General features: G+C 63.5%; 13 protein-coding genes. 5 read left to right on the top strand and 8 right to left on the bottom strand.

Features of this window, described 5'->3' with window-relative positions; translation table 11 throughout:
* Positions 1-2 precede the first annotated feature (2 nt).
* Both DMO26_RS14105 and DMO26_RS14100 read right to left on the bottom strand, forming a co-directional pair.
* Complete coding sequence (locus DMO26_RS14105) at positions 3-992, bottom strand: ABC transporter permease (RefSeq protein ID WP_117192795.1); 990 nt, start codon at positions 990-992, stop codon at positions 3-5.
* Positions 979-2,304: an extracellular solute-binding protein gene (locus tag DMO26_RS14100; protein WP_205421217.1), complete on the bottom strand. Its 1,326-nt coding sequence runs from the start codon at positions 2,302-2,304 to the stop codon at positions 979-981. The genes DMO26_RS14105 and DMO26_RS14100 overlap by 14 nt, the downstream gene beginning before the upstream one ends.
* 146 nt (positions 2,305-2,450) lie before the next feature.
* Here DMO26_RS14100 and DMO26_RS14095 point away from each other — a divergent pair, with 146 nt between their 5' ends.
* Positions 2,451-3,389: a sugar-binding transcriptional regulator gene (locus tag DMO26_RS14095; protein WP_117192794.1), complete on the top strand. Its 939-nt coding sequence runs from the start codon at positions 2,451-2,453 to the stop codon at positions 3,387-3,389.
* Positions 3,390-3,452: 63 nt separating this feature from the next.
* Here the strand turns inward: DMO26_RS14095 and scpA are convergent, their stop codons facing one another.
* From scpA to DMO26_RS14070, 5 genes are all read right to left on the bottom strand, one after another.
* The gene (gene scpA / locus DMO26_RS14090) at positions 3,453-5,600 is read right to left on the bottom strand and encodes a methylmalonyl-CoA mutase (protein ID WP_117192793.1); all 2,148 of its coding nucleotides are present in this window, start codon (positions 5,598-5,600) and stop codon (positions 3,453-3,455) included.
* A 795-nt stretch (positions 5,601-6,395) separates the two neighbouring features.
* On the bottom strand, positions 6,396-8,414 hold the full coding sequence (locus DMO26_RS14085; RefSeq protein WP_117192792.1) for an acetyl-CoA carboxylase biotin carboxylase subunit: 2,019 nt from the start codon (positions 8,412-8,414) through the stop codon (positions 6,396-6,398).
* 4 nt (positions 8,415-8,418) lie between these two features.
* A complete protein-coding gene (locus tag DMO26_RS14080; RefSeq protein ID WP_226951298.1) occupies positions 8,419-8,856 on the bottom strand; it encodes a hypothetical protein in 438 nt (145 codons plus the stop codon).
* Between the two features lie 3 nt (positions 8,857-8,859).
* On the bottom strand, positions 8,860-9,237 hold the full coding sequence (locus tag DMO26_RS14075) for a hypothetical protein (protein WP_117192791.1): 378 nt from the start codon (positions 9,235-9,237) through the stop codon (positions 8,860-8,862).
* Between the two features lie 18 nt (positions 9,238-9,255).
* On the bottom strand, positions 9,256-10,788 hold the full coding sequence (locus tag DMO26_RS14070) for an acyl-CoA carboxylase subunit beta (protein ID WP_117193092.1): 1,533 nt from the start codon (positions 10,786-10,788) through the stop codon (positions 9,256-9,258).
* 253 nt (positions 10,789-11,041) lie between these two features.
* On the opposite strand from DMO26_RS14070, the gene DMO26_RS14065 reads away from it, so the two are divergent.
* Positions 11,042-13,711 carry a cation-translocating P-type ATPase gene (locus DMO26_RS14065; RefSeq protein ID WP_117192790.1) on the top strand — a complete coding sequence of 890 codons (2,670 nt, stop codon included), beginning with the start codon at positions 11,042-11,044 and terminating at the stop codon, positions 13,709-13,711.
* 179 nt (positions 13,712-13,890) lie between these two features.
* Here DMO26_RS14065 and DMO26_RS14060 read toward each other — a convergent pair whose 3' ends face one another.
* Positions 13,891-14,718: a universal stress protein gene (locus DMO26_RS14060; protein WP_117192789.1), complete on the bottom strand. Its 828-nt coding sequence runs from the start codon at positions 14,716-14,718 to the stop codon at positions 13,891-13,893.
* 149 nt (positions 14,719-14,867) lie between these two features.
* Here DMO26_RS14060 and DMO26_RS14055 point away from each other — a divergent pair, with 149 nt between their 5' ends.
* The 3 genes from DMO26_RS14055 to rbbA all read left to right on the top strand — a co-directional run bounded on the left by DMO26_RS14055 (position 14,868) and on the right by rbbA (position 19,365).
* A complete protein-coding gene (locus DMO26_RS14055; protein ID WP_117192788.1) occupies positions 14,868-15,356 on the top strand; it encodes an NUDIX domain-containing protein in 489 nt (162 codons plus the stop codon).
* A 183-nt stretch (positions 15,357-15,539) separates the two neighbouring features.
* Positions 15,540-16,610: an HlyD family secretion protein gene (locus DMO26_RS14050; RefSeq protein WP_404947053.1), complete on the top strand. Its 1,071-nt coding sequence runs from the start codon at positions 15,540-15,542 to the stop codon at positions 16,608-16,610.
* A 13-nt stretch (positions 16,611-16,623) separates the two neighbouring features.
* Positions 16,624-19,365: a ribosome-associated ATPase/putative transporter RbbA gene (gene rbbA, locus DMO26_RS14045; RefSeq protein ID WP_117192787.1), complete on the top strand. Its 2,742-nt coding sequence runs from the start codon at positions 16,624-16,626 to the stop codon at positions 19,363-19,365.
* Positions 19,366-19,367: the final 2 nt, after the last annotated feature.

The raw sequence follows: 19,367 nt of genomic DNA, 5'->3' as shown, positions 1-19,367 counted from the left end.
CATCACACCTGATAATTCACTTTGCGCTCGACTGCGCGGAACTGCAGGACGGTGAAGAGCACCGCGATCGCCATCAGCACCACGGACTGGGCAGCGGACGAGCCGAGATCGAGCAGCCGGAAACCGTCCTGGTAGACCTTGTAGACCAGCGTGTTGGTGCTGCCGGCCGGACCGCCATGGGTGATCGTGTCGATAATGCCGAAAGTCTCGAACAGGCCGTAGACGAAGTTCATGACGACCAGGAAAAAGACGGTCGGCGCGGCCATCGGCAGGGTGACGGTCAGGAATCGCCGGACCGGCCGGGCGCCGTCGATCGCCGCAGCCTCGATGACCGAGGCCGGCACGGCAAGAAATGCCGCGACGAGGAAGATGTAATCGTAGCAGACATGTTTCCAGATCGCCGCGACGGAGACCAGGAGCAGCGCATCGAACGGCCGGCGGTTCGGGTCCCAGGCATAACCCAGGTCGTGCAGCATATGGGCGAGCGGTCCGACGGTCGGGTTGAAGAGGAAAGCCCAGAGCACGCCCGAGATCGCCGGCGCGATGGCGTAAGGCAGCAGGATAACGCCCTTGTAGATCGCCCGGCCGCGGATGACGACGTCTGTGGCGAAAGCCAGCAGGGCGGCGATGAACAGAGTGACGACGCACTGCACCAGCGTGAACCAGAGCGTCAGGATGGCGCTGTCGCGGTATTCCGGGCTCGAAAACAGTGTGGTGAAATTGTCCAGGCCGACGAAGATCGACGTGCCGCCGAAAGGATCCACCTGCACGAAGGCAAGCGAGAGCGCCTTGTAGGTCGGGATAAAGAAAAAGAAGAGCAGGATCAGCAGCTGCGGCGCAAGAAGCCCGGCCGCCAGCCAGGGCCGCCGGAAGTGGGCGGCCTTGAGCCCCACCTCCGACGACCCGAGAGCCAGGCCCAGGCTCCGCCGCAACGGGAAACGGAGGCGCGTCGCCGCGCCCCCGCTCAATCTCATGGCATCACTTGCCGGCATGGAGCTTCTCGTACTGGCGCAGGATCTCATTGCCGCGCTTGACGGATGAGTCGAGCGCCTCCTGCGGGGTCTTCCTGCCGGTCCAGACGGCCTGCATTTCCTCGATCAGGATGGCGGTCGACTGGTTGTGGTTGCCGAAGCGGAAGCCGCGGGAATTGTCGGTCGGTTCGCCGCGCGACAGCTGTTCGATGGCGATTTCGCGGGTGGGATGATCCTTGAAATAACCTTCCTGCTTCATCTTGACATAGGCGGCGTTGGTCACCGGAACGTAGCCGGTCGACTTGCTCCACCATTCCTGCACGGCCGGCTGGGCGACGTAGTTGAAGAAGGCCGCGACGCCGGCCTGCACCTCTTCCGACTTGCCCTTGACGGCCCAGAGCGACGCACCGCCGATCGTGCCGTTCTTCGGCTGGACGCCTTCCTCATGCGGCATGACGGCTGCACTCCACTTGAACTTGGCATCCGCCTCCACCGCCGAATGGCTGGCCGTAGAATTGATGATGGTGGCGCAGGTGCCGGATGTGTAGAGGCTGATCGGCGCCACGCCCTGACCGGCGATCTTCAGCACGCCGTCATCGACCCATTTCTTCAGCCGCGCGACCTGACCGACGACGCCCGTCTTGTTGTAGACGAATTCCGTGTCGAGGCCGGCGTAACCGTTGGCTTTCGTGCCGAAGGGATAGTTGTTGATCGCCGAATAGTTTTCGATCAGGCTCCACTGGAAGTCGCCGGCGAGCGCCATCGGGCAATCGGTGACCTTCTTTTCCTTCAGCGCGTAGAGCTGCTTTTCGAGGCCCTGCCAGGTGTTCGACGGCGCGTCGAAACCTGCGGCCTTGAAGGCGTCGGCATTGTACCAGAGGATCGGCGTCGAGGAGTTGAAGGGCAGTGCCGCCGGCTTGCCATTGACGATGTAGAAACCGGCGACGGGCTTGATGAAATCGTTCCAATCGACCTTGTAGCCCTGTTTCGCCATCAGCTGGTCGACCGGAATGATCGCGCCGGAATTCAGCATGGTCATGAAACCGCGCTCGGCGGACTGAAGGATGGCCGGCTGCTGGTTGACGCGGTAGGCGGCGACCATGGCCGCCATCGTCTCCTCGTAATTGCCCTTGAACGTGCCGACGACCTCGTACTTGTCCTGCGACTTGTTGAAGTCGGCGATGAGCTGCTGGACGGTCTCGCCGAGCTTGCCGGAAATCGCGTACCACCATTCGATCTTGACGCGTTCGGCGGCCGAAGCACCCGTCGCGCCGAAGAACAGCGCGCCTGCGGCGAGAAGGCCGGTTATCGATTTCACATATGTCGAAGCCATGTTTCGATCCCTTGGTAACCGGGTCGTGAGATGACCCGCCCTGTTTCGGTTCTGGCTATCTCCATCGGTCTGGGTTAGCCATGACATGACGGGGTTAAGTTACATATGTTACGTCAGTGTGACAAATGATATCGGGTGGCTGAAAAATGGAACATCGTGAATTGATGGTGCGGGCGGCGTGGCTCTATCACGTGGAAGGCCTGACGCAGCAGCAGATCGCCGAGCGGATGAACATCACCCGGCGGCGGGTGAACGAAATCCTGTCTGAAGCGCTGGAAACGGGCGTGGTGAGGGTCAGCTTCGAGTCCCCACTTGCCGAAAGCGTCGAGCTGGAAGCGAAGCTGCGCGACCGGTTCGGCCTCCTGGATGCGGTCGTGGTCCCGAGCCCGAACGATCCGGCCCTGCTTCATTCGGTGATGGGCCGCGGCGCCGCCGGCTTTCTCGGGCGGATGATCCAGACACAGAAACCGGCTTCGATCGGCGTCGGCTGGGGCTCGACGCTGCGCGAGACGATCCAGCACATGCCCTCGCTCAACGAACCCCAGATCAAGGTGCGCTCGATGATGGGCGGGCTGACGCATGGCTCGGAGATCAATACGTTCGAGATCGTCCGCGGCTTCGCGCAGGTGCTGAACGCCCAATGCCGGTATTTTGCGGCACCGATCTATGCGGAAAGCCCCGAATCGCGGGATGCGATCATCTCCCAGGCGGTATTCCAGCACACGTTCCGGCAAATCTGCGAGGTGGATGTCGCTTATTTGAGCGTCGGCGACGTGTCGCAGCAGTCGCTGCAGGTACGCTACGGCCTGCCGCATGGCATGAACGAGCAGATCCTTCAGAAGGCAGGCGCCGTCGGCGACCTGATGGGCCGCTATCTCGATCTTTCCGGCAAGGAGATAGACCATCCGCTGAACCGGCAGGTCCTGTCGCCGGAGATGGAGGATTTCCGAAAGATCGGCTGCCGCATCGTCGCTTCCGGCGGCGCCCACAAGCACAGGATTCTCCAGGCGGTCGTCCGAAGCGGCCTCGTCAACGTCCTGATCACCGATGCCGACAGCGCGCGTGCGGTTCTGAGGGTGTCGTGATTTGCCTGTGACCTTTGAGGCATTTGCCGGCGGCGGCGGAAGACACACGCCGCCGGACGTCCTCTAGATATTCCTTCGCTTGCCTTCGAGGATGTCGATGATGGAGTTGGCGGCGTCCAGCACATTGGTGCCGGGGCCGAACACGGCCGCCACGCCGTTTTCCATCAGGTAATCGTAGTCCTGCCGCGGAATGACGCCGCCCACCACGACGACGATATTGCCGGCTCCCTTCGCCTTCAACGCCTCGACGAGCTGCGGGGCGAGCGTCCTGTGGCCGGCGGCGAGCGAGGATATGCCGACCACTTGGACCCTTTCCTTGATCGCAAGGTCGGCCGCCTCGTCCGGCGTCTGGAAGAGCGGGCCGGCCAGAACGTCGAAGCCGATATCGCCGAAGGCGGACGCGATCACCTTGGCGCCACGGTCGTGCCCGTCCTGGCCGAGCTTGGCCACCATGATCTTCGGCCTGCCGGATTTCTCGGCATAACCGGATAAGCGGCTGACGATCGTCCTGTATTCCGGATCGTCCTCATAAGCAGGGCCATAGATATCGCCGACCACCTCCGGCACCGCCGAATGACCCCCGAAGGCCTGGCGCATCGCGTCGGATATCTCGCCGACGGTGGCACGGGCGCGGGCGGCTTCGATCGCCACTTCCAGCAGGTTGCCCTCGCCGGTTTCAGCGGCTTCCTCCAGAACCGCGAGGGCGGCCGCGACCCGCTTCGGATCGCGCTGCCGTCGCACCTCCTCCAGCCGCTTGATCTGGCCGTTGCGGACGGCGGTGTTGTCGATCGCGAGGATTTCGAGTTCGTCCTCGTTTTCGAGCCGGTATTTGTTGACGCCGACGATGATCTCCTCGCCGCGGTCGACCTTGACCTGTCGGAGCGTCGCGGCCTCCTCGATCAACCGTTTCGGCAGGCCCTCGGCAACCGCCCTGGTCATGCCGCCCATGGCCTCGACCTCCTCGATCAGGCTCCAGGCCTTTTCCGCCAATTCGTTGGTGAGGCTTTCGACGTAATAGGAGCCGGCCAGCGGATCGACGACCTTCGTCACGCCGGTCTCGTGCTGCAGGATGAGCTGCGTGTTGCGGGCGATGCGGGCGGAAAAATCGGTGGGCAGCGCCATCGCCTCGTCGAGCGCATTGGTGTGCAGCGACTGCGTCCCGCCGAGCACCGCCGACAGCGCCTCGTAGGCGGTGCGGATGACGTTGTTGTACGGATCCTGCTCCTGCAGCGAGACGCCCGACGTCTGGCAATGGGTGCGCAGCATCAGCGACGACGCCTTCTTCGGCTCGAATTCCTCCATGATCCGCGACCAGAGCAGGCGGGCGGCACGCAGCTTCGCCGCCTCCATGAAGAAATTCATGCCGATCGCGAAGAAGAACGAAAGCCGTCCGGCGAAGTCGTCGACATTCAAGCCCTTGGCGAGCGCCGCGCGCACATATTCGCGCCCGTCGGCCAGCGTGAAGGCGAGTTCCTGGACGAGCGTCGCGCCCGCCTCCTGCATATGATAGCCGGATATCGAAATCGAATTGAACTTCGGCATTTCCTTCGCCGTGTATTCGATGATGTCGGCGACGATCCGCATCGAAGGTTCGGGCGGATAGATATAGGTGTTGCGAACCATGAACTCCTTGAGGATGTCGTTCTGGATCGTCCCGGAAAGCTCCGCCCGCGAACAGCCCTGTTCTTCGCCGGCGACGATGAAGGAGGCGAGGATCGGAATGACCGCCCCGTTCATGGTCATCGAGACCGACATCTCCTTCAGCGGGATGCCGTCGAACAGGATCTTCATATCCTCGACCGAGTCGATCGCCACGCCCGCCTTGCCGACATCGCCTTCGACACGGGGATGGTCGCTGTCGTAGCCGCGATGGGTGGCGAGGTCGAAGGCGACCGAGAGGCCCTTCTGGCCGCCGGCGAGATTGCGGCGGTAGAAGGCGTTCGACGCCTCGGCCGTCGAGAAACCGGCATATTGGCGGATGGTCCAGGGCCTTCCGGCATACATGGTGGCGCGCGGGCCGCGCACGAAGGGTTTCACGCCCGGCAGCGAATCGAGATGATCGATCCCCGCCAGATCCTCGGCCGTATAAAGCGGCTTGACGTCGATACCCTCGGCCGTGTGCCAGACAAGCGTTTCCGGCGAGGCTTTCAGCTCCTTCTCGGCCAGTTTCTCCCAATCTGCCTTTCGGGTCTTGACGGTCTTATCGGACATCGGTCTCTCCCTTTGTCAGATCATATTGTTCAACGCTCATCCGGATAGCCTCGATGAGTGCTTCGCCTGTCGCCATCGCGGCCCTGATCTCGAGGCGCAGCCTGGCATTGGCGGCCCGCACACCATCCGAACGCGGACTGGCCGGCATCGGCGGCTGACCGCCGAATGATCCGGGCCATGTTGGCGGCAGAAAGTATTTTCCTGATCTCACGTTTCGTTTCTCCTTCGGCGGGACGGAGTCCGCCCTTGGCGATCCTCGGTTTTCGCTTCGCTCTCCCGAGGATGACGAAGCATGTGGCGGACGGGGCGCTGAAAGCTGCCTCTTGTATTTTAAGTATAGGTGACACCTCTCAGCGCCCCGTTCGGCGGTTTATGCCCGCAGCCTGATCGGCTGGAAATGGACGACACCGGCTCGACCCGATGCCTCGTCCGACGGCTCCCGCGCGGCTTTGTCGACGCAGTTTCCGACGGGTTTTAAAGGACGGCGGTGTTTCACCCGCCGCCGCACATTTCCATGGGCCGAAACCCAGGCCAAGGAGATCCCTCGATGGCCGCGATCCTTTCGCGGACCCGGACGATGAGGTTCTGCGTCCTACCCTCAACGCCCGCGCCGGCCCCGCCTCGCCGGAACGCCTTCCGGTGTATCCGATGCGGGACGGACACAGCATGGCATGCAAAACGATCGCGGGGACGATGAGGGCCGAAATTTCGAGCAAGTCCTTGATTCATATCACGAGACATCCCGACTTCGTCCCCGTTTCCTGCCCTCGTCCGCCTGCGTCCTGCGGCAGATCCTCACTCGAACTCCATGATCAGTTCGTCCACCGCGAGGCTCTGGCCGACCACCGCAGCGACGCGCTTCACCATGCCCTTGCGCTCCGCCTTCAGCACGTTTTCCATCTTCATCGCCTCGACCGTCGCCAGCGTCTGGCCCGCCTCCACCGCATCGCCCGCCTTGACCGCGACCCCCGTGATGACGCCGGGCATGGGGCAGAGCAGCAATTTCGACGTATCGGGCGGCAGTTTGACCGGCATCAGCCTCGAAAGCTCGGCGACGCGCGGCGAACGGACCCGGGCCGTCACATCCATGCCGCGCCAGCGCAGCCGGATGGCGGAACCGATCAGGTTCACCTTCACACCCATGACTTCGCTCGCCTTTTCCGGACCGCCCAGGCGGAAGGCCGCGTGGCTCTGCCCCGGCAGCCAGGCGCTTGCGACGGACAGCCGGGTGCCGTCGGCAAAAACGACGGAAGCGCCGTCAGAGGACATTTCAAGCCTAACCGCCTCCTCGAAACCTGCGAGCGTCGCGACCCAGTCTTTCCCGACCGTGCGGCGGTGGTTGCCGATCGTGCCGGAAATCTGCACCGCCCGTTCCTGAATCGCCTGGTTGACCAGCACCGCAATGGCGGCGAGCTTCCGGGCGGCAGCCTTATCCGGCTGCACACCGGCAAAACCTTCGGGAAATTCCTCGGCAATATAGGCGGTGGTGAGCTTGCCGGAGCGGAAGCGCTCCTGCTGCATCACTGCTGAGAGGAAGGGCAGGTTATGGCCGATGCCTTCCACCTCGAAATCGTCGAGCGCCGCGCCCATGGCCTCAATGGCTTTTTCCCGATCCGGCGCCCAGGTGCAGAGCTTGGCGATCATCGGGTCGTAATACATGGAAATCTCCCCGCCTTCGAAAACGCCGGTGTCGTTGCGGACCACGGTGCCGTCGTCCTTCGTTCCTTCGGCGGGGGGGCGATAGCGGGTGAGCCGGCCGATTGAAGGCAGGAAATTGCGGTAGGGGTCTTCGGCGTATAGCCGGCTTTCGATCGCCCAGCCATGGAGCTTCACGTCGTCCTGACCGAACGACAGCGCCTCCCCGGCTGCGACACGGATCATCTGCTCGACGAGATCAATACCGGTGACCAGTTCGGTGACCGGATGTTCCACCTGCAGGCGGGTGTTCATCTCGAGGAAATAGAAGTTGCGGCTGCCATCGACGATGAACTCGACCGTGCCGGCCGAGACATAACCGACCGCCTTCGCCAGCGCGACCGCCTGCTCGCCCATCGCCTTCCGGGTCTCGTCATCGAGGAAGGAGGACGGGGCCTCCTCGATGACCTTCTGGTTGCGCCGCTGGATGGAGCATTCGCGCTCGCCGAGATAAAGCGTGTTGCCGTGCCGGTCGCCCAGCACCTGTATTTCGATATGGCGCGGCTGATCGACGAACTTCTCGATGAAGATCCGGTCGTCGCCGAAGGAGTTCTTCGCCTCGTTGCGGGAGGACTGGAAACCTTCGCGGGCTTCCCGATCGTTCCAGGCAATCCGCATGCCCTTGCCGCCGCCGCCGGCCGATGCCTTGATCATGACCGGATAACCGATCGAGGCCGAGATCTTCACCGCCTCGTCGGCGTCCTCGATCAGGCCCATGTGGCCGGGCACCGTGTTGACGCCGGCTTCCGCCGCGATCTTCTTCGAGGTGATCTTGTCGCCCATCGCTTCGATGGCTCCGACCGGCGGACCGATGAAGGCGACGCCTACCTTTTCCAAGGCGGCCGCGAAGGCGGCGTTTTCGGAGAGAAAACCATAGCCGGGATGTACCGCATCCGCGCCGGTCTGCCTGATCGCATCCAGAATCTTGTCGATGACGATATAGGACTGGCTCGACGGGGCAGGACCGATATGCACCGCCTCGTCCGCCATCCGTACATGCAGCGCCTCGCGGTCGGCGTCGGAATAGACCGCGACCGTCGCGATGCCCATCTTCTTCGCCGTCTTGATGACCCGGCAGGCGATTTCGCCGCGATTGGCGACCAGGATTTTCTTGAACATCACATCAGTTTCCCGAATCGCGATCGTCTTCGTCGTCGCGGTATTTCTTTTCATAAGGCAGGGTGAGGATCGCGGAGGCGGCGGCCGCCCCGGCAAAGATCGAGGCGAAGGGAACGATCACAAGCAGAACCGGAAGAACCGGATTGGCGGCACGCAAGACCTGGGAACCAAGCCCGCCGATATCGAGCAGGATGAGGGCGACACCCACGCTCGCGCCGATCAGGGCGCCCGCAAGCGCATGGAAAGCCATGAACCGCAGCATCTGCCAATGATCGCGGCGGGCCTCCTCCGGCGTCAGCCTGGGCTTGCGGTGATTTGGTCGGAAAGCCGTGCTCCCTCTTTGCCTCTCCAGCTTTTTCCGGAGCCAGCGCTCCAGATCGGAAAGCCGGCTCATCTTCATAGGGAGAGGAAGAGAAAAAGCGGCCGCGACCTTCTCAAACATTGCCTAGACCTCCATCACGTCTTCGAAGGATTCCGGAAAGTTCTGGCGGGCGACCTTCTCATCGATCACCAGCAGCGCCTCGTAGGAGGTCGGATCGAAATCCTTTTCCGCAGCGACCACCTCGCGGCCGAAGAGCAGGTTCAGCCGGGCGGCATCCAGATTGCCGCGTTCGAAAGGCTCGAGCCCGAAATGATGCCAGAGCGCGTGCAGGAAGGCCGCATCCACCAGATGTTCCTGGGATCCCGGACGGGCGCGGCGGGGCAGCGCCTTGATCGGCGTCACGCCTTTCGGGTTGGCGCGGCGGATGGTGAACTGTATCCCGGTGCCGGGCATGCCGGACGGGAAACCGCGATGTTTCGTCATGTCGGGAAGATTGGCCATGGTCGTTGCTCACTCCCTCTAGAGCGGGATCGTGTCGTGCTTCTTCCAATGCGACGTCACCTTTTTGTTGCGCAAGGAGGCGAAGGCGCGGGCGATGCGGCGGCGCGACGAATGCGGCATGATCACCTCGTCGATGAAGCCGCGTTCGGCCGCCACGAAGGGATTGGCGAAGCGCTCCTCATATTCCCTGGTGCGGGCGGCGATCTTTTCCGGATCTCCGAGTTCGGAACGGTAAAGGATCTCGGCAGCGCCCTTGGCACCCATCACGGCGATCTCGGCCGTCGGCCAGGCATAGTTGAAATCGGCGCCGATATGTTTCGAGGCCATCACGTCATAGGCGCCGCCATAGGCCTTGCGGGTGATCAACGTCACCATCGGCACGGTCGCTTCGGAATAGGCGAAGAGCAGCTTGGCGCCGTGCTTGATGACGCCGCCATATTCCTGTGCGGTGCCGGGGAGGAAGCCGGGAACGTCGACAAGCGTCAGGATCGGGATCGAGAAGGCGTCGCAGAAACGCACGAAGCGCGCTGCCTTGCGTGAACTGTCGATGTCGAGGCAGCCGGCCAAGACCATCGGCTGGTTGGCGACGACGCCGACCGTCTGGCCTTCGAGCCGGATGAAACCGGTGATGATGTTGCGGGCATAAGCTTCCTGGATCTCGAAGAAATCGCCCTCGTCGGCAATCGCGAGAATGAGTTCCTTCATATCGTAGGGCTTGGCCGGGCTATCGGGGATGAGGCTGTCGAGGCGGTTTTCGATACGGGCCGGATCGTCGTGGAAGGGCCGGACCGGCACCTTGTCGCGGTTGTTCAGCGGCAGGAAATCGAAAAGCTGGCGGACGGCCTCCAAGGCCTCGATGTCGTTCTCGAAGGCGGCATCGGCGACGGACGACTTCTGAGTATGGGTCCTCGCGCCGCCGAGTTCTTCCGCCGTGACGATCTCGTTGGTCACCGTCTTCACCACGTCCGGGCCGGTGACGAACATGTAGGAACTGTCCCGCACCATGAAGATGAAATCGGTCATGGCCGGAGAATAGACCGCACCGCCGGCGCAGGGACCCATGATCACCGAGATCTGCGGAATGACGCCCGACACTTCCGCATTGCGGCGGAAGACTTCCGCATAGCCGGCGAGCGAGGCGACGCCTTCCTGGATCCGCGCGCCGCCCGAATCGTTCAATCCGATCACCGGCGCACCGACCCGCGCCGCCATGTCCATGATCTTACAAATCTTCTGCGCATGGGTTTCGGAGAGCGAGCCGCCGAGAACCGTGAAATCCTGAGAGAAGACATAGACCTGGCGGCCGTTGATCGTGCCCCAGCCGGTCACCACGCCATCGCCGGCCACCTTCTGTTCGGCCATGCCGAAATCGACCGCGCGATGGGTGACGTACATGTCGAACTCCTCGAAGGAGCCCTCGTCGAGCAGAACCTCGATGCGTTCGCGCGCCGTCAGCTTGCCCTTGGCATGCTGTGCGTCGATACGCCTTTCACCTCCGCCGAGCCTTGCTTCCGCACGGCGTCTTTCAACCTCACCCAGAACTGCGCGCATGATCACTCCCGGTATTTTCCTGCAATATCTAGCGCCTCGCGGGGCATGAGGAAACCGGGGAACGCACCTCTAGACGAATTGATAAGATGAAAGGCCGATCTCCATATGCGCCGCCCCGGCCTGCTGCTTCCGAAGCCGGTTGCCGGCGGATTGATGAACGTCAATGATCGAAGCTCTTCGCCGGCCGATCCTGCCGGGGTTGCAATGCGGCTCGGAGAATACCGACGAGCGGCCAGAACCTGGAGCACCTTCGATGACGACGACCTCCCCGCGGCCATCCGACGATCGTCGCGACGAGGGGGAACGGCAAGGGCTCACGGACCTGCAGGCTGCGGAGCGCCTGGCGCGACATGGCCTCAACCTGCTTCCGGAACCGCAGGCACCTTCGCCGCTTTTCATATTCCTGCGGCAGTTCCGCAGCCCTCTCATCTACATCCTGCTGCTTGCGGCCGCCGTGTCGCTGATGGTCAGCGAACCGGAAGACGCAGCCTTCATCGGCATCGTATTGCTCCTGAACGGCGTGATCGGCTCGATGCAGGAATATTCGGCGGGCCGCGCCGCCGCCGCACTCCGCAAACTGGAGCAGCTGCACGCGACGACCATCCGCGAGGGGCGGGTGCAGGACATCGAGGCGCGATACCTCGTGCCGGACGATCTCGTCATGCTGGAGGCAGGAGGCCGGGTTCCGGCCGACATGATGCTGATCGAGACGACCGATCTTCTGTGCGACGAATCGCTGCTGACCGGGGAATCCCTGCCGGTGCGCAAGGCGGCGCCCATTCCCGGCGCTCCGCAGGAAGATCGCAAGGCGGCGATGGCCTTTGCCGGCGCGCTCGTCACGCGTGGCCGCGGAAAAGGCATCGTGACCGCAACCGGGCCGACGACGGAGATCGGCCGCATCGCGTCGGAGATCGGCAAGGCGGCCATCTCGCAGCCACCCTTGATGATCCGGCTCGCGCATTTCTCGAATGTCATCGCCTGGATCGTCGGCGCCGCGTCGCTTCTGCTCGTCGCGGTCGGTTTCCTCCGGGGCATCGCGTGGAACGATCTCTTCCTGATGTCGGTCGGGCTTGCCGTGAGCGCCATTCCGGAAGGACTGCCGATCGCCATCTCGATCGCGCTGGCGATCAGCATGCGGCGCATGGCCAGGAGAAATGTCATCGTGCGCCGCATGCCGGCGGTCGAATCGCTCGGCTCTTGCACGATGATCGCCACCGACAAGACGGGCACATTGACGCTGAACGAACTGACGGTCACCGATATCCGCCTTCCGGACGGCACGGACCTCGCCCTCGACGCGCACGCGGACCTCGATGCCTGCGAGATCCGAGGAACGGGCATGAGCCCGGCGCAGGCGCGCGAGCGCGCAGCGCGGCTGCTTCGGGCCGCCTCGCTGCCGAACGAAGGCTCGCTGATACGCGGGAACGACGGCTGGAAAGGCATCGGCGACACGGTGGACATCGCGCTGCTGACCGCCGCCCGCAAGGCCGGCCTCGCCCAGGACACGGTCGCGAACGACTATCCGCTGATCGCGCGGATCCCCTACGAGCCCGATCTCAAATACGCCGCCTCCTTCCATCGCCGCGGCGATCGCGTCCGCATCTTCGTGAAAGGCTCCGCCGAGACGCTCATCGACATGGCCGACCGCATGGATGCCGGCGACCGCGCGGTGGCGATCGACCGGGATGCGATGCTCGCCCACAAGGAGGAAATGGCGGAGCGCGGGCTCAGGGTGCTCGCCTTTGCCGAAGGGGAGATCCGCAACGCTCCGGACGAGACCTTCGGTTACCATCATCTCGTCGACCTCACCTTCCTCGGCCTTGCGGGCATGCAGGATCCGATCCGGCCCGAGGTACCCGCGGCAATCCGCGATTGCCGCGCCGCCGGCGTCGAAGTGGCGATGGTGACGGGCGACGATCCGAAGACTGCCGCCGCCATCGCCGCAAAAGCCGGGCTCGAATTCCGCCCGGATCAGATCGCCACCGGCGATGGCGTTCGCGAGGCGGAAGAGGCGGGTCCGGAAGAACTCGACAAGCTTACGCGGCGCGCCCGCATCTATGCCCGCGTCGCACCCGCCCAAAAACTGGCGATCGTGCTTTCGCTCGCCCGCAACGGCCATTTCGTGGCGGTGACCGGCGACGGCGTCAACGACGCTCCGGCCCTCAAACATGCCCATGTCGGCGTGGCAATGGGGCGCAAGGGTACGGAGGTCGCCAAGGAGAGCGCCGACATCGTGGTGACCGACGACAATTTCGCCTCCATCGTCAGCGGCATCCGGGAGGGCCGCACGGCCTATTCGAACATCCGCAAGGTCACCCTGATGCTGATGGCCACGGGTGCTGCGGAAATGCTGCTCTTCCTGCTGGCGATCCCGCTCGGCCTGCCCATGCCGCTGCTTCCGGTGCAGCTCCTCTGGCTCAATCTGGTCACCAACGGCATCCAGGACGTGGCGCTGGCCGGGGAGAAGCCCGAAGGCGACGAACTGGCGCGACCGCCGCGGCGCCCACAGGAGCCGATCTTCGATCGGCTGATGATCCGCCGCGTCATCCAGTCGACGCTGGTCATCGGCGGCGGCGGATTTGCCGTCTTCTACTGGCTGCTGCAACAGGGTTACGAGGTCGCCCAGGCACGCAACCTGCTGCTCCTGCTCTTCGTCATGTTCGAGAACGTGCAGACCTTCACCAGCCGCTCGGAACACCGCTCGGTCCTTTCGCTCGGCTTCTTCGGCAATCCGCTGCTGCTTCTCGCCGTCTTCTCGGCGCAGGCCCTGCATATCGCGGCAATGTACGTTCCCTGGCTGCGGGATACGCTACAGCTTGCGCCGCCCTCGCTCATGGAATGGGCATCGATGCTGCTCGCCGCCGCCTCCATCCTGCTGGTGACCGAACTGGACAAATGGCGCTGCCGCAGGCGTCCTCTTTGAAGAACCGCCGCCAAACAAACCGCCCCGGCTCCGTTTTCCGCGGAACCGGGGCGGGTTGGCTTAGAGCATTTCCGGCGAAAACGGAGTCGCCTCCAATGCTCCATCTCTTTGTTTTCACGCAATTCCGGACGCAAAACCGGTTCCCACTTTTGCCGGAATTGCTCTGCCTGCCGCAGGCATTATCGCGCGAGGAAGACCGGCACTGCGCAATCCTTCAGGATCGAAGCGGTGACACCGCCGAAAATCCGTTCGCGAAGCCGCGAATGACCATAGGCGCCCATGACGATCATATCGCAACCGCTTTCCAGCGCGTGCCGCTGCAGGACATCCTCGATCGGCCGTCCGCCGCTTGCCAACTGCTCGACGACGACATTAACACCGTGGCGCGCGAGATGAACGGCGACATCCGCACCCGGCTCGCCGCCATTCTCCCAATAGGAACTGTCCGGATCGACAATCACGATGTTGACCGTTCCGGCGGAGACAAGCACGTCAAGTGCTTCCCGGGCCGCACGGGCCGCTTCCACGCGCGAATTCCAGGCAAGCAGGACGCGCTGCGGCCTGAGGCTCGCATTGCCCTTTTCCGGCGCGACAAGAAGCGGCCGGCGTGCATCGAAGACGCTTCCATCGAGAACCGCCCTCGTCAGTTCGCGATCGCCGCGCACTCCACCGGCAATGAAGACGAGATCCGCGTACAAAGCTCGCCGGAATATCTCGCCGCTCAAAATGCCTGCCTCGGTATAGAGTTCATCGACATCGAACGACAGGCCGCTTGCCGCGCAGGCGGTCTCCGCCTTCCGCTTTGTGTCATCGAGGATCTTCAGGTCCTCATAACGTTGGTCCAGCCAGACGGTAGAGGGAAAATCGCCGGCGCTGGGTGGCAGGGCAAGGCCCGCGACGATGATGGAAAGATGCGCTTCCTGCTCCGCGGCCAGTTCTATGGCCTTGCCGATGTCGGCGTCCGCATCCGTGGCGCCGACGATTGCAAGTACTGTTTTGAATTGCATGACACGCTCCCTGTCGAATGGACCTTGATCGGTCCGATGAAAAGGAGCCTATTCCCCAGGAAGCGGGCAGCGATGATCTTTGTCAAACAACAGTCGCATCCGCTCGATGCCGGGGGCAGGCCGGAATGTCGGCAACAGGAGCGTGACCGATGCCGAAACGCAGCGCGGGCCTTCTCATATTCCGATATGCCGACGGGGAGCCGGAGGTGCTCCTCGTGCATCCCGGCGGCCCGTTCTGGAAGAACAAGGACGAGGCGGCATGGTCGATCCCCAAGGGCCTCGTGGAAAAGGGCGAAGACGAACTCTCCGCCGCCATACGGGAGACCGCGGAGGAAATCGGAAATACCCTCGACGGGCCGTTCGAATGGCTCGGGGAATACCGGCAACCGGGTGGAAAGCAGGTGCTTGTCTGGACGGTGGAGGCAAATCCCGCGGTCGACCAGGGTCATGTCGCCAGCAACATGTTCTCGCTGGAATGGCCGCCCCATTCCGGACGATTCCAGGAATTTCCCGAGGTGGATCGGGCAGAATGGTTTCGCTTCGACAAGGCGGACCGGAAGATATTGAAGGGTCAGGCGCCGATCCTCGCCGATTTCGCCAAGCGATCGGGAAACGGCGGAAGGAGAAATGAGCGATGATCACGACCGGCTTGACCTTGCGGCGGCATCGTTGATCCTTATCAATGTTGGCGGGCGCCTTGCAGGGCAATCAAGATCGGGTCGCCGAGAGATGCGACGGGGAATATCGGCAGGCCCACAACCCATACTTCAGATTTTTGCCTTCCGGACTGAACAGCAACCGATCCGCAATTGGAGCAGCAAGTGAATCGCATCGGAAAAATCGCCGCGGTCCTCGCGGTTGCCGTCGCCGGGGGCGCTCTGGGCTGGAAATATGTGAAGGACTGGAATGCCGAGCAGGCCATGCAGGGCATTGCCAGCGGCAACGGGCGCATCGAAGCAACGGAAATCGATATTGCGGCGCGCACCGCCGGACGCCTGTCCGACGTCCTCGCGAGAGAGGGCGATTTCGTCGAGATCGGTCAGGTCGTCGCCCGTATCGATATCGAGCAGCTGACCGCCCAGAAACGCGAGGCGGAGGCACAGTTCGCCCGCGCAAGGATCGGCATCGATACGGCAAGGAGCCTGGTCAATCAGCGGCGGGCCGAAAAAGAGGCGGCAGCAGCCACCGTCTCCCAAAATGAAGTCGCGCTTCAATCGGCTCAGAGGAGGCTCGCGCGGAGCGAGCAGCTTTCCCGCAGCGGTTCGGTGTCGGATCAGGCCCTCGATGACGACCGCAGCCGCGTCGAAACCGCCAAGGCGACCGTCTCCGCCGCCAAAGCCCAGCTTGCGGCCACCGATGCGGCGATCGGTGCCGCCCAATCGCAGGTGATCGACGCGGAAGCGTCCGTCGAGGCGGCACAGGCGACGATCGCGAGGATCGAAGCCGACTTGCGCGACTGCGAGCTCAAGGCACCGCGTAGCGGCCGTATCCAATATCTGGTCGCAAGACCGGGCGAGGTCGTCGCAGCCGGAGGACGCGTCCTGAACATGCTGGACATCAGCGATGTCTACATGACCTTCTTCCTCCCGACGGCGGATGCGGGCCGCATCGCGATCGGCAGCGAGGCGCGGATCGTGCTGGACGCAGCCCCGCAATATGTCATTCCAGCCCGGATATCCTTCGTTTCGGACGTCGCCCAGTTCACGCCGAAGACCGTCGAGACGGAAGAAGAGCGCCAGAAGCTGATGTTCCGGCTTCGCGCCCAGGTGCCGCGGGAACTGCTGCAGAAATATGTGGCCCAGGTGAAGACGGGGCTTCCCGGTCGTGCCTATGTGAGGGTCGACCCCGATGCTCAATGGCCTGCGGCACTCTCGCAACCGCTGACCCCATAGGGAGCATGCTGCCATGGCCGATGCGGCGGAGACGACCCATGTGGCGCGATTGAAAAGCCTGGTCCATTCCTATGGCAAGAGGATCGCACTCGACGACGTGTCGCTGGACATTCCCGAAGGCCGGATGGTCGGGCTCATCGGTCCGGACGGCGTCGGCAAATCGACCCTTCTTTCGCTGGTCGCCGGCGCGCGCTCCATCCAGAAAGGCGAGGTTCAGGTGCTCGGCGGCGACATGCGCGGCAGCGGACACCGCAGCCGCGTCTGCCCGGCGATCGCCTACATGCCGCAGGGGCTCGGCCGCAATCTCTATCCGACGCTTTCGGTGTTCGAGAACGCCGATTTCTTCGGAAGCCTCTTCGGACAGCGGAGCGACGAAAGGCAGGCCCGCATTCGCTCGCTCCTGAAGCGGACGGGGCTCGCCGGTTTTGAGGATCGGCCGGCCGGCAAGCTGTCCGGCGGGATGAAGCAGAAGCTCGGCCTCTGCTGCGCTCTTCTCCACGACCCGAACCTTCTGATCCTCGACGAACCCACCACGGGGGTCGATCCGCTGTCGCGCCGGCAATTCTGGAACCTCATCGACGATATCCGCGCCGAACGACCGCAGCTCAGCGTCATGGTCGCCACCGCCTATATGGAGGAAGCGGCGCGTTTCGACTGGCTGGCCGCCATGGATGCCGGAAAGATACTCGCCACCGGCTCGCCGGACGAGATCCTGGCGAAAACGGGCGCTTCGACGCTGGACGATGCCTTCATCGCGCTCATGCCGGCAGAAAAGCGGGCGGCACATCACGCCGTTCGGCTCCCCCCACCCGTCTTCGACGATTCGGATTTTGCCATCGAGGCGGACGGCCTCACCATGCGCTTCGGCGATTTCACGGCCGTGGACAATGTGAGTTTCCGCATACGCCGCGGAGAAATTTTCGGCTTCCTCGGCTCCAACGGCTGCGGCAAGACCACGACGATGAAGATGCTGACGGGGCTTCTGCCGGCAAGCGGCGGCACCGCCAGGCTGTTCGGCAGGCAGGTCGATCCGCGCGACATGGATGTCCGAAGGCGCGTCGGCTACATGTCGCAGGCCTTCTCCCTCTACACGGAGCTCACGGTCCGGCAGAACCTCGACCTGCATGCCCGGCTGTTCCGGCTGCCGCCGGACGCCATTCCGGCCCGGATCGAGGAGATGGGCCGGCGTTTCCGGCTTCTCGACGTCATGGACTGGCTGCCCGACGCCCTGCCGCTCGGTGTCCGCCAGCGGCTTTCGCTCGCCGTGGCCCTCGTCCATTCTCCCGAGGTTCTGATCCTCGACGAACCGACCTCCGGCGTCGATCCCGTCGCCAGGGACCAGCTCTGGGAGATGCTGGTCGAGCTCTCCCGCAAGGACAGAGTGACGATCTTCATCTCCACCCATTTCATGAACGAGTCGGAACGTTGCGACCGCATTTCGCTGATGCATGCGGGCCGGGTTCTGGTGAGCGATACGCCGGCCGCAATCCGCGACGGGCGACGGGCCGCGACGCTGGAAGAAGCGTTCATCGGTTATCTCGAGGGCGCAATCCGCGAACCGGCACCCTCGCCCGGGCAACAGGACGAGCCGGCCATGCCGACCGTTCCTGCGAGCCGCAGGCACCGGCGCAACTTCGATCCGCGCCGCCTCTGGAGCTACAGTCGCCGGGAGGCGCTGGAGTTGCGCCGCGATCCGATCCGCGCCACGCTTGCCCTGATCGGCAGCGTCATCCTGATGTTCGTCGTCGGTTACGGCATCAACATGGACGTGCAGAACCTGAGTTTTGCCGTCCTCGACCGCGACGATACGGTGACCAGCCGCGACTATGTCGCCGACATCGCCGGATCCCGCTATTTCATCGAACAGCCGCCGCTTCGGAACTATGACGATCTCGACAACCGCATGCGCGACGGCTCGTTGAAGCTCGCGATCGAGATCCCGCCGGGCTTTGCCGAACGCGTCGCGCGCGGCAGCGATGTGGAGATCGGCGCCTGGATCGACGGCGCCATGCCGCAGCGGGCGGAAACCATCCGCGGTTATGTCCAGGGCATGCATGCAGGCTGGATTGCCCGGCATGCCCGCGAGATCTACGGAGATGCCGCCGCGGGTTCCTTCTCCATCGAAACGCGCTTTCGCTACAATCCGGGAATAGAAAGCCTCGTCGCCATGGTGCCGGCGGTCATCCCTCTGCTTCTATTGCTGATCCCGGCCATGCTGGCCGCCCTTTCGGTGGTTCGGGAAAAGGAGCTCGGCTCCATCGTCAACTTCTACGTGACGCCGGTCACGAGGCTCGAATTCCTCCTCGGCAAACAGGCCCCCTACCTGGCGCTCGGCATCGCAAATGCCGTGCTGCTCTGGCTGTTTGCCGTCTTTGTCTTCCAGGTCCCCTTCACCGGCAGCCTCTCCGCATTCGCATTGGCCGCCGTCCTCTACGTGGCGTTCTCGACCGCCTTCGGCCTGCTGGTCTCCAGTTTCCTGTCGAGCCAGATCGCGGCGATCTTCGGCACGACGCTGATGACCATCATTCCCGCCGTCCAGTTCTCGGGCATGATCGATCCCGTCTCCTCGCTGCAGGGTTTCGGCGCCCTGATCGGGGAGATCTATCCAACGACCTATTTCAACATCATCTCGCGCGGCACGTTTTCGAAAGGACTTTCCCTCGAAGACCTCGGCAGCGCGTTTCTGCCGCTGGTGGCCGCTGCGCCGCTGCTCATCGCGGCCGCGGCCGTCTTCCTCAAGAAGCAGGCAGGCTGACC

Origin of the sequence: Rhizobium terrae, assembly GCF_003425685.1 — a bacterium.
GTDB classification, from domain to species: Bacteria; Pseudomonadota; Alphaproteobacteria; order Rhizobiales; family Rhizobiaceae; genus Neorhizobium; species Neorhizobium terrae.
The sequence above is the reverse complement of the archived record's forward strand: the minus strand, read 5'-3'. Positions and strand labels throughout refer to the sequence as shown.

Excerpts from the sequence above, each read along its gene's own strand:
- DMO26_RS14075 (WP_117192791.1), bottom strand. The coding sequence starts at position 9,237 with ATGGCCAATCTTCCCGACATGACGAAACATCGCGGTTTCCCGTCCGGC.
- DMO26_RS14060 (WP_117192789.1), bottom strand. The coding sequence starts at position 14,718 with ATGCAATTCAAAACAGTACTTGCAATCGTCGGCGCCACGGATGCGGAC.
- DMO26_RS14080 (WP_226951298.1), bottom strand. The coding sequence starts at position 8,856 with ATGTTTGAGAAGGTCGCGGCCGCTTTTTCTCTTCCTCTCCCTATGAAG.
- DMO26_RS14055 (WP_117192788.1), top strand. The coding sequence starts at position 14,868 with ATGCCGAAACGCAGCGCGGGCCTTCTCATATTCCGATATGCCGACGGG.
- DMO26_RS14095 (WP_117192794.1), top strand. The coding sequence starts at position 2,451 with ATGGAACATCGTGAATTGATGGTGCGGGCGGCGTGGCTCTATCACGTG.
- rbbA (WP_117192787.1), top strand. The coding sequence starts at position 16,624 with ATGGCCGATGCGGCGGAGACGACCCATGTGGCGCGATTGAAAAGCCTG.
- DMO26_RS14070 (WP_117193092.1), bottom strand. The coding sequence starts at position 10,788 with ATGCGCGCAGTTCTGGGTGAGGTTGAAAGACGCCGTGCGGAAGCAAGG.
- DMO26_RS14100 (WP_205421217.1), bottom strand. The coding sequence starts at position 2,304 with ATGGCTTCGACATATGTGAAATCGATAACCGGCCTTCTCGCCGCAGGC.
- DMO26_RS14085 (WP_117192792.1), bottom strand. The coding sequence starts at position 8,414 with ATGTTCAAGAAAATCCTGGTCGCCAATCGCGGCGAAATCGCCTGCCGG.
- DMO26_RS14105 (WP_117192795.1), bottom strand. The coding sequence starts at position 992 with ATGCCGGCAAGTGATGCCATGAGATTGAGCGGGGGCGCGGCGACGCGC.
- scpA (WP_117192793.1), bottom strand. The coding sequence starts at position 5,600 with ATGTCCGATAAGACCGTCAAGACCCGAAAGGCAGATTGGGAGAAACTG.
- DMO26_RS14065 (WP_117192790.1), top strand. The coding sequence starts at position 11,042 with ATGACGACGACCTCCCCGCGGCCATCCGACGATCGTCGCGACGAGGGG.